15 protein-coding genes are annotated in these 14,019 nt (G+C 38.6%); 3 read left to right on the plus strand and 12 right to left on the minus strand.

The genetic code is table 11. The features are described 5' to 3' along the window. Nucleotides 1-86: 86 nt before the first annotated feature. The 3 genes from trxA to gshA all read left to right on the plus strand — a co-directional run bounded on the left by trxA (nucleotide 87) and on the right by gshA (nucleotide 3,367). Entirely contained in the window at nucleotides 87-410 is a 324-nt protein-coding gene (gene trxA / locus NYP54_RS02025; RefSeq protein ID WP_117002839.1) for a thioredoxin, read from the plus strand. 79 nt (nucleotides 411-489) lie between these two features. Beyond that, complete coding sequence (gene rho, locus NYP54_RS02030; protein WP_117002840.1) at nucleotides 490-1,749, plus strand: transcription termination factor Rho; 1,260 nt, start codon at nucleotides 490-492, stop codon at nucleotides 1,747-1,749. Nucleotides 1,750-1,849: 100 nt separating this feature from the next. Next, nucleotides 1,850-3,367: a glutamate--cysteine ligase gene (gene gshA / locus NYP54_RS02035; RefSeq protein ID WP_283156943.1), complete on the plus strand. Its 1,518-nt coding sequence runs from the start codon at nucleotides 1,850-1,852 to the stop codon at nucleotides 3,365-3,367. A 1-nt stretch (nucleotide 3,368) separates the two neighbouring features. On the opposite strand, the gene NYP54_RS02040 is transcribed toward gshA, so the two are convergent. The 12 genes from NYP54_RS02040 to NYP54_RS02095 all read right to left on the minus strand — a co-directional run bounded on the left by NYP54_RS02040 (nucleotide 3,369) and on the right by NYP54_RS02095 (nucleotide 14,002). Beyond that, a complete protein-coding gene (locus NYP54_RS02040; protein WP_283156944.1) occupies nucleotides 3,369-4,151 on the minus strand; it encodes an ABC transporter ATP-binding protein in 783 nt (260 codons plus the stop codon). 1 nt (nucleotide 4,152) lies between these two features. Next, nucleotides 4,153-5,196, minus strand: coding sequence for an iron ABC transporter permease (locus NYP54_RS02045; protein ID WP_283156945.1), 1,044 nt, complete (start codon nucleotides 5,194-5,196; stop codon nucleotides 4,153-4,155). A 139-nt stretch (nucleotides 5,197-5,335) separates the two neighbouring features. Further along, a complete protein-coding gene (locus NYP54_RS02050) occupies nucleotides 5,336-6,208 on the minus strand; it encodes an ABC transporter substrate-binding protein (protein ID WP_283156946.1) in 873 nt (290 codons plus the stop codon). Beyond that, nucleotides 6,201-6,923: an energy transducer TonB gene (locus NYP54_RS02055; protein WP_283156947.1), complete on the minus strand. Its 723-nt coding sequence runs from the start codon at nucleotides 6,921-6,923 to the stop codon at nucleotides 6,201-6,203. The genes NYP54_RS02050 and NYP54_RS02055 overlap by 8 nt, the downstream gene beginning before the upstream one ends. Nucleotides 6,924-6,933: 10 nt before the next feature. Next, nucleotides 6,934-9,009 (minus strand): TonB-dependent receptor, encoded by a 2,076-nt coding sequence (locus tag NYP54_RS02060; RefSeq protein WP_283156948.1) that lies wholly within the window; start codon nucleotides 9,007-9,009, stop codon nucleotides 6,934-6,936. A 29-nt stretch (nucleotides 9,010-9,038) separates the two neighbouring features. After that, a complete protein-coding gene (locus NYP54_RS02065; protein WP_283156949.1) occupies nucleotides 9,039-9,452 on the minus strand; it encodes a biopolymer transporter ExbD in 414 nt (137 codons plus the stop codon). Then, nucleotides 9,449-10,210: a MotA/TolQ/ExbB proton channel family protein gene (locus NYP54_RS02070; RefSeq protein WP_283156950.1), complete on the minus strand. Its 762-nt coding sequence runs from the start codon at nucleotides 10,208-10,210 to the stop codon at nucleotides 9,449-9,451. The genes NYP54_RS02065 and NYP54_RS02070 overlap by 4 nt, the downstream gene beginning before the upstream one ends. A gap of 5 nt (nucleotides 10,211-10,215) precedes the next feature. Further along, on the minus strand, nucleotides 10,216-10,980 hold the full coding sequence (locus NYP54_RS02075; RefSeq protein WP_283156951.1) for a DUF2470 domain-containing protein: 765 nt from the start codon (nucleotides 10,978-10,980) through the stop codon (nucleotides 10,216-10,218). A gap of 198 nt (nucleotides 10,981-11,178) precedes the next feature. Then, entirely contained in the window at nucleotides 11,179-11,649 is a 471-nt protein-coding gene (locus NYP54_RS02080; protein ID WP_283156952.1) for an RES family NAD+ phosphorylase, read from the minus strand. After that, nucleotides 11,646-12,086: an antitoxin Xre/MbcA/ParS toxin-binding domain-containing protein gene (locus NYP54_RS02085; protein ID WP_283156953.1), complete on the minus strand. Its 441-nt coding sequence runs from the start codon at nucleotides 12,084-12,086 to the stop codon at nucleotides 11,646-11,648. Before NYP54_RS02085 ends, NYP54_RS02080 begins: the two co-directional genes overlap by 4 nt. Nucleotides 12,087-12,162: 76 nt before the next feature. Further along, entirely contained in the window at nucleotides 12,163-12,942 is a 780-nt protein-coding gene (locus NYP54_RS02090) for an acetolactate decarboxylase (RefSeq protein WP_283156954.1), read from the minus strand. A gap of 208 nt (nucleotides 12,943-13,150) precedes the next feature. Next, nucleotides 13,151-14,002, minus strand: coding sequence for an isoaspartyl peptidase/L-asparaginase (locus tag NYP54_RS02095; protein WP_283157504.1), 852 nt, complete (start codon nucleotides 14,000-14,002; stop codon nucleotides 13,151-13,153). Nucleotides 14,003-14,019: the final 17 nt, after the last annotated feature.

The raw sequence follows: 14,019 nt of genomic DNA on the forward strand, positions 1-14,019 counted from the left end.
TGAAAGTGCATTCACCTGAAGCACCTTTTCTGCTAGAATCCAAAACAATCTTTTTTGACAAACTTAAACATTAAAGGAATTTAATTATGTCACAATGCGTAAATATTACTGATAGCGAATTTGAATCAGCTGTTGTTAACAGCGAGCAACCTGTTTTAGTTGATTTCTGGGCGCCATGGTGTGGACCTTGTAAAATGATTGCACCGATCTTAGATCAGGTTGCTGAGCATTATGGTGAGAAACTTAAAATCGTTAAGATCAACGTTGATGACAATCAAGATACCCCTGCTAAGTTTGGTGTGCGTGGTATCCCTACGCTAATGGTTTTCAAAGATGGTGAAAACGTCGAAACCAAAGTGGGTGCAGTACAGAAATCACAATTGATTCAAATCCTTGATAAACATATTTAATTTCAACTATAAAATAAAAAATAAACTTTTCGTTCAACCCGAAGGGGTTCCCCTTCTTCAACATTCGTGAGAATTTTCAATGAATTTAACCGACTTAAAAAACCGATCCATCCCTGAATTAATGGAGCTTTCGCGCTCACTTGGTCTTGAAGCCACAGGGCGCGCGCGTAAGCAAGAGATCATTTTTGGTATTTTAAAAGAGCATGCTGACAAAGGTGAAGACATCTATGGTGAAGGTGTGCTTGAGGTGTTGCAAGATGGCTATGGCTTCTTGCGCTCCTCTGATACGTCATACTTTGCTTCCCCTGATGATATCTACGTCTCACCAACCTTTATCCGTAAATTAAATTTACGCACGGGCGACAGCATTATCGGTAAAATTCGCCCACCTAAAGACAACGAGCGTTATTTTGCAGTAAAGCATATTGATAGTGTGAACTTTGACTCACCTGAGCTTGCACGCACTAAGGTGTTGTTTGAAAACTTAACCCCTGAATACGCCAAAGAACGTTTGTCAATGGAATTAGGTAATGGCTCAAGTGAAGATATTACTGCACGAATTATTGATTTAGCGGCACCTTTTGGTAAAGGACAACGTGGTTTGATCGTCGCACCTCCTAAAACGGGTAAAACAATCATGATGCAAAATATCGCCTCATCGATTGCTAAGAAATATCCTGAGTGTTACTTGATTGTGCTATTGATTGATGAGCGTCCTGAAGAGGTAACTGAAATGCAACGCTCTGTGCGTGGTGAGGTGGTTGCTAGTACCTTTGATGAACCGGCAGCGCGTCACGTGCAATTAGCTGAAATCGTTATTGAAAAAGCAAAACGTCTGGTTGAGCATAAGCAAGATGTGGTTATTTTATTAGATTCTATTACGCGTCTGGCGCGTGCTTACAACACCGTATCCCCTGCTTCAGGTCGTGTATTATCAGGCGGTGTTGAAGCCAATGCTTTACAAAAACCAAAGCGCTTCTTCGGTGCAGCGCGTAACACAGCTGAAGGTGGTAGCTTAACAATTATTGCCACAGCGCTTGTTGAAACAGGCTCTAAAATGGATGAGGTTATCTTTGAAGAATTTAAAGGAACCGGTAACATGGAACTTCATTTGGATCGTAAAATTGCTGAAAAACGTGTTTATCCTGCGATTAGTTTTGGACGTTCTGGTACACGTCGTGAGGAGCTATTAACCACACAAGAAGAGCTGCAAAAACTATGGATTCTGCGTAAGATTCTGCATGAAATGGAAGATACGCAGGCAATGGAGTTTTTAACAGAACGCTTGAAAAAAACGCAAACCAATGAAGAGTTTTTTAATATTATGAAGCGTGGTTAAGCTCAAACAAAAAAATATCATTCTATCTACTTGAGATAACCTAGCAAGTGACACTCTTTTGCCGTAAACTGCAGGAAGTTTCCACTTAGCTAGTGACACGATGAATTTATTTTCAAACTTAAATCAATATCAGCATAAGCGCGGCATTGAGCGCGAAACCTTACGTATATTACGCTCAGGCAAAACAGCCACCTCAGATCACCCTAAGGCTCTTGGTTCAAAGCTTACCAATAGCAATATCACGGTTGATTTTTCAGAAGGTTTGCTTGAGCTTATTACCGAGCCATATGACTCTATTGATAAGACGTTCACACGTTTAGAGCATATCTTGGCTTTTTCCACACAAAACTTACCTGAGAATGAGCTTATTTTAGCAACCAGCATGCCATTAACAACCACAGAGCAAGAGATTAAAATCGCTGATTTTGGCAGCTCTAATTCAGGCAAGATGAAAGAAGTCTATCGCCGTGGTTTGGCCAAACGTTATGGCAAAATCATGCAAGCGATTTCTGGTGTGCATTATAATTTTTCATATGATGTTAATCTTATAAATGAGTTTACTCAAACACGTAAAATGACCAGTGATGCGCTATATTTCTCAGCGATCAATCATTACTTTGAATTTATGTGGCTGATACCCTACTTATTTGGTGCTTCCCCCATTTGCGCTAAAACTTCTGTGAAGCAAAAACCTGACTATCTAACATCATTTGATGATGAGTTTTATATTGGAGAGTATGCCACTAGTTTGAGAATGAGTAATTTAGGCTATCAAAGTGCCGCACAAGAGAATCTATTTATCTCCTATGACAACTTGCAAAGCTATGTTTATGACTTAGTCAATGCCACTAAAACCCCTTATTCTGTATTTGAGGAAATTGGTTTATTTGATGACAATGGGTTGCGTCAACAGCTTAATGGCAGCATTCTACAAATAGAGAATGAATACTACAGCAGTATTCGCCCAAAACAGATTGCTAAGCGTGGCGAGCGCCCTGCTTGCGCTTTGCTTAATCGCGGTGTGGCTTATCTTGAGGTTCGTGTATTGGATGTTAATCCGTTTTCACCACTTGGGATAGATAAAGAGACAGCACATTTTATTGAAGCCTTATTAATGACCTGCTTGATGCTGCCAACTAAGCAGTATTCAAAAAATAATATCGCACGCAACAAACTAAACTTCTCAAAAGTTGTAACACAAGGACGTAATCCTCAGTTGCAATTGATTAACAGCCAGGACAAACCACAATTATTGCAAACTTTAGGCATGGAGCTTCTTGAGTACATTGCCCACACAGCAAAAAATATGGGTGAGCAATATGAACAAGCCGTCAATAAACAACTCAAAAAATTAATCGATCCAACAAAAACGCTTTCCGGTCAATTGATGGATGCCGTTAAAAATGGCTATTTGAGTGAGGTACTTAATCTATCCGTATCAAATACAGAGCATTTGCAAGAACTCAGATTAGATGACAAAGAGCACAAAGCATTTATGCATGAAGCACAAGCTTCACTTGCCGCGCAATCACAGCTTGAACAAGGCGATTGTTGTGACCTTAATACCTATATCGATCACTACTATCTATCTGCCGATTGCTCGCAAGTAGCCAAGTAAATTAAGCAAGCACAATGACTTTCTTATTATTTTGAGGTCGATGAATAATATCCGCTTCAACTTGAAATGCCGTATAAATATGCTCTGGCGTTAATACCTTTTCCGTTTGATCGAAGTCTAACATCTGACCATTTCTCAAAAGAAGGCTTTGATGATAGTAACTAAGCGCGATATTTAAGTCATGACCAATCACAAGCACGGCCAAATCATGTTGCTGGACAAGCTCACTTAAAATTTGCAAGGTTTGACGCTGATAATAAACATCCATATGTGCGCTATATTCATCTAATAGCAAATACCCTTGATAAATGTCATCATGTTGGTTCAATTGCAGTAATGCGAGCGCTAATTGTACACGCTGGCGCTCACCACCGGATAATTGCTGATATTTCTTTTGACTAAAATGCTCAGCTTTTAATAAGGACAAAACACATAAGGCTTTTTGATACTCTTTTTGTGAAAAGTTGCCTTTGCAATAAGACAGTGCGCCTAAGAGCACATAATCAATGACATTAATGTCTGTATAAATTTCTTCGTGTTGGGTGACATAAGCCATTTGCATGCTTTTTGTCACGGGACGGATCGCTTTTATATCCATCTCATCTAATTTCACCCATCCACTATAATGTAAATGCTCGCCTGAAATCACTTTCATCAACGTCGATTTACCTGCGCCATTTGCCCCTAAAATACCAGTTATTTGCCCTTTTCTAACTGTCATTGAAACATTATCAAGCAGGGTCTTTTGTGATAACTTTAAACTAATATTCTCAAGCGTTAACATCTTAGACACCTCGCTGTAATTTTTGACTAAACAACAAGTAAACGAAATAAGGCGCACCAATTAACGCCGTCATTAAACCGGTGGGTAATTCAGCAGGTGCTAATACCACTCTGGCAACAACATCAGCAACAGTCAGTAACAACCCGCCAAAGATACATGAAAAAAGCAGTAAATGACGATGTTCATTGCCTATAAGAAAACGAATAATGTGTGGCACAACCAAACCAATAAACGCCACCGGACCTGCAACGGCAGTACTGGCGCCAACAAGCAAAGCAATGGCAATAATGCTTTTGAGCTTTTGCCGATGAATATTAACACCAAGCATGCGCGCATACTGCTCTCCAGCAATCATCGCATTAAGATACTTTGCGGTATTTATTAATAACATAAATGCTACGAAAATACATGGCAATAGAAACAACACCTGACCCCATGTAATATTAGCAAAACTGCCCATACTCCAAAAAGTAATACTTCTTAAAATACTGTCGTTTGATAGATACGTCATCACACCAATCAACGCACCACACAATGCATTAATCGCAACCCCTGCCAACACTAAAATACCTAAATTACTGCGACCCTTAGTGATCGATAGTAAATACGTTAAAAAGGTAATTACCAAACTGCCAACAAATGCGCTTAAACCCAATCCCCAGGTAATTAAAAAGCTTGTTTGTACCAAACTTGCACTAAGTAGCAAAAATAAAATAGCAAATAATGACGCGCCACTGGTCATCCCTAAAAGGGCAGGATCCGCCAAAGGATTACGAAAGAGCCCTTGCATGACAACACCAGCAACAGCAAGTGCACTACCAACAACCACGGTTGCAATTAAGCGCGGCAATCTAAGCTCTAATGCTACCTTTTGCATAAAACTGCCATCGACAAATAATTGTGAAAATTGCAAATTTAATGCGCCAAACAACAGCGATAATAAACAAGCCGCAATGAGCAAAACCATAAATACGCAAAACCAAAAACAGTATTTCTGGCGTTGCAAGGTAAATAGGGATTTAGCGGCTATATTATGTGTTTGCATTCTCATTCTCTTTTTTTTGCTATGAAACTACACACTCTAATTCCCTCCACTATGTAAGCGTTGGCTGAGCGTAAGTCGAAGCCTTTTTTAAATCACCCTTCGACTTCGCTCAGGGTACGATCAGTCTATATTTCATTTTCTATAAATAAACCTTCTGCGCTAGCAACAATTCAGTCTGTCCAAACTCAGCACCAAAATTATCAATGCGTGATGCGTCAATTGTCACAATTTTAGTGTGATATTTTTCATGCAGATAGTCTAAAACCTGAGGGTAAGGCTTGAGCATGTTTGCTGAAGCCTGCGCAATAACAATCACCTGTGGCTTTAAACTCATCAGCCCTTCTTTTGACAATGGGCGCATACCACTAAAGGATAAAATATTATGCGCTTTAATAAGCTGTAGCCAACGATCTGATTGAGTATCCTTGCCGAGCATATAAGCACCATTGGCAGAAATCTGCAAAAGCATTAGCACTTGTTTTGGCTTGCCCTTACCCTCTTTAGCATACGCATTGACAATCTTGTTAGTTTGCTTAGTTTGCGCTTGAAGTGTTGTGATTAACTGCTGTCCCTCTTTTTGCTTACCGAGTTTATTGGCAATCTCTTTAATATTTTTTTCAACATCACTTAGGCTTTTGACCTCAGTCAATAGTGTTGTTTGCACATCAAATGCCTGCAGACGTGTTAACACCGACAAAGGGGAAATAGACGCATCCGCAATCACAATATTTGGCTTTACACTTAGTAAGCTTTCAATCGTCAATGCGCGCATATAGCCTACATCCTTTACTTGCTTATTTTGTTTATTTTGCTTATTTTGTTTATTTTGCTTATTTTCCGCTTCCTCTAGCAGTTTAACGCTCTCAGTATCACTTGCCGTCACATCAACACCTAGCGCACTAACAATGGAACTAGCACTTGGTCCAAGTGTAACCACAGTTTGTGCTAAAGCTAAATGCATGCTCCCTACTAGCAGCACAACTGACATGATAAACATTATAATTTTACGCACTTTTTTGCTCCTGTAAGTTAAATGAAATCACTTGCACCACACTTGCAGTTACTGGCGTTTTGCCACTTTGTGCAGGTTTGAAATGTAACTTCTTAAACCATGCAATTACCGCTTGATCTAACACGCCAAAACCACTGGATTGAATAATTTTGACATCGGCAACCTGCCCTTGTGCATTAATAACCGCCTTAACTTTAACCTTGCCCTCTTCATTATTTTTAATCGCTGAGCTAGGATATGTTAATTGAGGCGGGGTAAATGCCAACTTTGGCGCTTGTGTAATTTTGGCAATGGCTTGCTGCTTTTTAACATTCTGCCTTGGTATTTCTTTTGCTTCTTTTGCTTCTTTTGCTTCTTTTACTTCTTTTACTTGAGTTTTCTCTGTGCTCTTGTGAACTTCAACTTTATGTTCTTTTGGTTTAACGATCTTTTGTGGCTTTTTCTCTTTTTCCTCTTTTTCCTCTTTTTCCTCTTTTTCCTCTACAGCAACATTGGCTGTTTTTAAGTCTTTAGCAACCGGTGTGGTGCTTGCAGCTGCTGTGGTTTCTGTGAGCTGCAAAGCCTGCATTAAAGACGCAATACTCTGCGCCTTTAAATCAGTTTTCCCCAAATGCCATGTTGTTTTTGGTGTACTGTTTAATGCTGCCCAAATTGAGAAATTAATCGCAATAGACCCCGTAATGGCAATAGCAATTTTAAATACTCTGAGCAACATTCAATCTCACCTAAAAACGATAGTTAAGCTGTAAATAAATGCTTCGACCCATAGCAGGCACCAAGGTGCTGCCATCATAATCCTGATAATACTGATCAAATAGATTATCAACTCCTGCACTCATTGTGAAACCTTTGACAAAGTTTGGCTGCCATTGATATGCCAAGCTTAAAAGCGCATATCCTGGGACTTTAGGTGTATTATTTGGCACATGGTTTTGTGCTAAAGCATAATCAAATCGTGTTTGAACCGCACTGTCAATAACCCTAATCGGCACAGCGAATGCCACCATCCCTTTGGCTCTAGGGATAGGTAAGGCACTACCCGCAGGAATGGTATTGCCATTTTCATTACGATATGCCGATTTTGTTTTCCCACGCGTATAGGTAAAATTCGTCATTACTTCAAACCAATGATTTTGGTATTGTGCAGAGACGTTATAACCATATAGTTGCGCTTTGGAAATATTGATGTTTTGATTAATTGCTGCTCCTGCATTAAAGCCAATATTACTATTTAAAATATAGTTATCAATATCATTTAAAAAAATATTACCAGAAAAATTAATCTTTTGATCATGTGCTAATGACTGTGCATAGATAAATCCAAGCGTTTTATTATGCCCAATTTCTGGATTTAAATTTGGATTAGGAACAAATTTTAAAAATACATAACCTGAATTAGGATGATCCCCACCTAAATATAGATCTTGTAATGATGGAATACGATACCCTTCGGTATAACCTAGGTAAACCTTTAATGGATCAATCACCTTATAGCTAATACTCGCTTGTTTGGTAAAGAATGAGCCATCATTATTCATATTGCCACTTGTGCTTTGGTAGCCATTAAATCGCCCACCAACAGTTATGTTTAGCTTAGGCAAAATATCCCAACTATCTTGTAAGAATGCACTATAAAGTTGCTGATTTGCTGTCGGAAAATTAGCGCTTGTTTTACTGCTATACCCATCATAACCATTGATATAGCTATACTCTGCCCCATAATACAAGCGTTGCCTATAAACGGTGGTGACATTCGATAACTGCATACCCGTCGTGTTGACATGCACATCTTGTGGTAAGGCAAAGCCTCCACCATTATTGGTTGGTGATGAGCCCAAATGATTTTCGTTGTAATATAATTTGGCTTTAAGATCAATATACGGATTATCTGGATTCCAATGATAGTCCAACATGCTTTGCGTTTGGAAGAAATTAAAATTTGAACTTGGGTTCTTTGAGTAAGTTTCTTTATTTACCGTTGCTGGATAAAGACCAACATTCTGCATTGATAAGAAGGATGCCTTCAAGGTTTGTGCTTTTGAGATATCCCAAACCGTTTTAAGTAAATATTGTAAATTATTACTAGCAGAATCTGCTAAGGTTTGACCATTACCCAAACGCACATTATTACTACGTCCACCAACCACATCAACCAAATAACTGACATCACCGGTTTTAAAAGCAACTGCAGCATTGGCATCACCGCTATAATCTCCTGTCGCACCGCCTAATCCAATCTTACCACCAACCTCTTTATCTTTACCCAGTAAATCACTTGGATCTAACGTTTCAAAGTTAACTGCCCCACCTAAGTTGCCATTACCATAAGCAATATTACTACCGGATTGACTCGCTGTGACTTCTTTATAAAGCGCTGAGCTTAATAACTGACGTGACTGATTATGCCCAAAGGATGCCAAATTATTATTAATACCATCAATCCCAACAAAAACGCGATCATCAGAAAAGCCACCCATGCTAATACTTTGTGTGGTTGGTCGATTACCACCAACCATTTGCACACCTGCCATTTCATTAAGCTGCATAGCCGTTGATTGAGTTAGATTAGTACCACCACCTTGCTGCACTGAAATATTAGGTAAAGCACTACCCGTTTCAGGTGCCACATTGATTTGGCTTATTCTACTTTGTTTCTCAGGCATGCTTGGCAAAGCTTTCTTAACAGCAACCACCTGAATTTCACCTAAATCTACCGCTTGCGTATTTGCTGATTCTTCACTTGCATACATAAGCTGAGCAATGCCTGTTAATACAAGCACACTTAATAATTTTGTTCTCATTTTTAACACTCTCTCCCGAGTCATCATCACTAATGATTAACTTGTATATCTGCTGCCGTTAAACCTGTTTCTTTTAATACAGCAAATACCTGTAACATTGTTTGTAACGGAATATTTTTATCCGCTGCCAAGGTGATTTGCGACATTGATATCGTATCTTTTTGTGATAATAAATAACTTTTAAGTGTATCAATACTCGTAAAATGCTCACCATTGATCATATAATCGTGCGCCTTTAAATAAAGTATTGTCTGAGCAGATTTGGTTTGCGTAACACTTGCCCCCTTTACATCAGGCAAAGGGAGTTTAAGCAAATGCTGAATGGGGCCAGCTAACAGTACAAACATTACCAAAAGCACCAACATAAAGTCTAACAATGGAATTAAATTAGGCTCATCCACCTCCAAACTATTATGCTCATGATGGTTTAAACTACTGATCATAAGAGAGCCTGTTCATATAAATTAACCATATTGGTTTTGTTATTTATCTTATTTGCTTTATTTACCTTATTTACTTTATTTATTTCAGTTAAGTCGCTCATTTCAGCAATTTCTTTTTGCTCTTTTTGCTCTTTTTGTTCTTTCTGATCTTTTTTACGCGCTTTTTGTCGATCTAGGCTTAAAATCAACTGATTTAATGCTTCTTCTGCATTTGCTAAATAACGCTCACTAAATTGTCGAAAACAATAAAATGCCAATAAACTCACTAAAGCCAACACAATACCAAATGCCGTTGCATACATTGCCTCAGATAAGTACATAATCATATTCTGCAAACCATTGCCACTTAAGGACTCGGCTAATGCAGCAAATGAATGACTCATGCTCCAAATCGTACCCAAAAGCCCGAGCATTGGTGAAACAACAGCAAACAAATTAAGCCAGATTAATGGACGCTGCATGCGTTGACGTTGTTTGCGCATTAACAAGCACACTTCACTTTCAGCAAGCTCTTTAGGCTCAGTGATCAAAGGTGAAATATATCTTAATATGGGCTTAGCCAATGCGTTTAATCTTAGGTTAAGCGTCTTCTTATCATCACGATTAACCGCATTAATCAAACATTCTACCTTACCTAAATTAAGCTTCGGTAAACTGATAAAAGTAATTATTCGCTCGATACAAATCGCAACAATCAAAAAACTCACTGCCAACATAGCGTAGCTGACTAAACCAAATTGACTAAAGAAATGCCCCATAATATCTAAACTGCCTTTTCCATTAATGCTTCTTCATTACTCGCTATTTGTTGTCTTGCCTTTTTTGACATTGCCGCAAGTACCGCTCTTAACATCGAAAGATTTGTCACATCATGATCAAATGGAATATAGTGATTTTTATATTTACTTTGTAGCCACATCCCTTCTTGATCAAAGTAGACCATCTCAAGCGAGCTATCTTCTGTTAAGGCAATACCCGCACATTGACAATAAAGTGCCAATGCATCTTTATGATCTTCATTCATATGCTTGATAGCACCATTAATCTCGTCGTCTTTAAAGACTTGCTCGATACAGAAATTCTCTTTGTTGACCCAATTAATATCACCAAAGCCACCGATAAAGCGCACTTTCTCAATGTGTAATTTATAAAAGTGAAAATCATGGGTTTTGTCTTGATAATCTTTTGATTCTGGGAAAAACCGCGTATAAACACTTGCTACCTTTTCTTCATCTTCCAAACGATTTAATCTTCCCAAAATGGTGACACGCCCTGCCTGTTGAATATCTTCTTTTTCATCTTCAATAATCGTTAATGACACTTTGTCATCTTTAGCAACATTACGTGTATGCTGAGCAAGCTTACTAATATAAACAAGCACCTCACCATCGGTATCAAATGCATACGCCACCAATGAACCAAAAGGATAGCCAGGCATTGCGACAGATTGCGTTGCTAATACGCCATATAGCTTCTGTTTGGTTAATTGTCTTGCTCTTAGTGCCGTTTCAACTTTATTTGTTTCCATAAAAAAACCCTATGATTTAAATGATAATTATTGTCATTTGCGATAACAAGCGTAATGATAACCACTATCAAATATAAGTCAATAATAATAAGCAAATTTTTTATATACCCATCGTAAACCATTCTGTGGTTTTTGATGTCGAAGAAATTCAATGGCAGAAATACTGCAAAATGGTTTGGGGCGGGTAAAGTGAAATACTTACTTTGCTAATCGCGTATCAAAGCTAAAGTCTAATACTTTGGCTTTTTTGACTACCTTTGCAAATCCTTTATGCAATGGGTTTAGAATATAATTATACTCTCTTGGAACGATAACGCTTGGTACAGCCAATATTAAAGACTCACAACGTTTAAGCCATTGATCACCAATATCCGCTGTTTCAGGCGGTGCGGGCTGATCTTGCCATGAATGTGGTAATAGCTCAGGCTTTAAATAGTTTATCTCTGATTTTGGCAACTCAATTTGAAATAGTGTGTAATTTGGCAAAATAGCATAGTCTTCTAAATGGACAAATATTTCTAATATTGCGAGAGATTCTGAGCCTGCGCAATATACGCAAGGACTTCCTTTATTATTCCACCTTCCTCCATATATTCTGGCACCATCACCCGTAAATGCATCTTGTGCAAATTTGCTTTTCACCAATCTATAGGCAAATACTTTGCTCATACGAAAACGCCATGCTCAAGTCTGCCAATGAGATCAAGTACTGCTTTTGTTTCAGCAGATGTCCTAAGCATCTCAATCGGCTTTCTGCCACCCAATCCATTAACCGGAGACATTAACCAATGCAGTGCTTTCTGGTCGTGTCCTTCAAATAAATTCAAAGCTGATTTATAAACTTCTGCATAGCGATATAATCTATCACTTTCAGCTTCAGTAAAAAAACCTGCTTTATATCTTCTATTAAGTGAAGCCGGTGCTATTGTGGTAATTTTAGCAAGCTGGTTTTTCTCAATTCCAGAAATATCAGCCAATTTACTAAAAACCTCACAGCTAAAGCCCTCATGAATTGCCTGATAGAGACGCTCACCACGTGACGGAATACCAACGGCATCCCAAAAATTATTTTGATTACTTTGATTACTTTGATTACCCTGTTGCATAGCATCACCTTGTTATCGTTGATATATTAAGAATATATCATATGATTGAAATTATGCAACTTTGGATATTTTTAGCTTATTGTGCATTTTCAATTTTGTGCAGTTGTGTTAAGTCTGCTTCTTTTGCTGTATTTTTGACATCACCAACTCTTAGATTAATAGCGTCAATCGGCATTACTTCAACTTTGACCTTTTCAATCTCAGCACTTAATACATGTCCACCACTTTTCTTATCCGCAGTAACAAAATGCGCATGAAACCCAGGCACGCCAAACCCTTCTGTATATTTAGGTGAGAAAAACATAACCATCGTCCCTTGCACATCATGATAACTAAAACGATGTTCATGCTCTTTTAGCCATTCAACCAATGGTGTATTAGTTGATTTGTCAATTTTCTCACTACGCGCTAAGATTTCCTTAAATGTCCCAGTTAACTTAACCGCATAAGTTAGCTGATTATTTGCTAGCTTTGTTAATAGTTGCTGCTGAAATGTAGTCAGTTCTATAGATTTATTAATGTCAAAACTGAGTTTTTTCAGTGGTTTGAAATCAACAGCCGTTAGATAAGACAGTCCACTTTCTGGTTTCATTTGTGTAAACTTACCGTCCATGTTAGCCAAATAGTACTTACCATCCAATACAATAACTTCACCCAACCCCGCACCTGCACCAAGACCAAAATCATTACCGGATGCTTTTGCAGATTTAACATTTATCACTGAATGATAATTCCCCGACATCAATGCTGTAATCGTTCCATATTGATATAGTGGCACATCTTTTGCAAATACACTGGCACTTGCTGTTGCTAATAATGCAACTGTTAAACCGATTTTTTTAATCATTCTAGACATTCCAATCTCCCTTTTAACTGGTTATTTGCTCACTAGGGTTGCGCACTTTTTCTATTTCAACACCCCGCCTCGCAAGCTAGGCACCCCTCTTGAAAAGAGGGGAATTAAAATCACCGTCGCCCAATTCCCCTCTTTTCAAGAGGGGTGGCAGCCGTAGGCTGACGGGGTGTTTATAAAACCATAGTTTTTTCTATATGCGTAACACCAATTACTCATAAAAAGTTTTAGCTTCCTCACCATCATGATAAGCAAATAATGTTTGTGCAACTTGAGTTGAACCAGTCGAAATATTGCCCTTTTGATCTAATGCAATCAAACCCACATAATCATTCAAAGCATCACTTTCTTTAATACTCTTAGCAACCGCCTCATCCAAAGACATTCCATCTTTAACACGAGTATGTACTTTTGCTGCAACAGCTTGATTAACAATATGCTCACCAATACCCGTGCATGATATCCCCATAATATTTGATGCGTAGTTACCAGCAACGGTTGGACTATCGCCCACACGCCCTGGCACTTCAAAACCTGCTCCACCTGTTGAGGTTAATGCGACAATACTGCCAGAGCTATCTAATACGACAACACCAATAGTGCCTGTTAAACCCTTTTTAAGCTCAAGGTATTCTTGATAACGATGCTCTGTTATTGGGTTATATTCTGGCATTTTTAATGTCTCATGCGCAAAGCGTGTTGCCTCATTGGCTGCGCGCACACTGTGATGCTCATTTAAAAGTGCCAAAGCCACTTCACTGGGATATTGGATATTTTGAATATTAATCACGCCTGCAAATTTAGCTTTTGCACCATCCATAATGGAAGCTGACATGCGCACTTGACCATCTTGCTGCAAACGCGAACCCGTACCGGCATTAAATATGGGATCATCCTCTAATAATTTCGCCGCAAAAACAGCAGTTTTTAAGGCATTATCATAGGTTTTAAGAAAGGCGTAGGCTTCCTCAACAATAGTTAAAAGATGCACATGGTAATCACTAAAGGGGGTATTTTTATCCTCTCTAGCGCCACATCCGCCATGAATAATAATTTTTTGCATTTTTTGCTCTTTCTGCT

This window comes from Cysteiniphilum sp. QT6929 (genome assembly GCF_030035755.1).
Lineage (GTDB): Bacteria > Pseudomonadota > Gammaproteobacteria > Francisellales > Francisellaceae > Caedibacter > Caedibacter litoralis.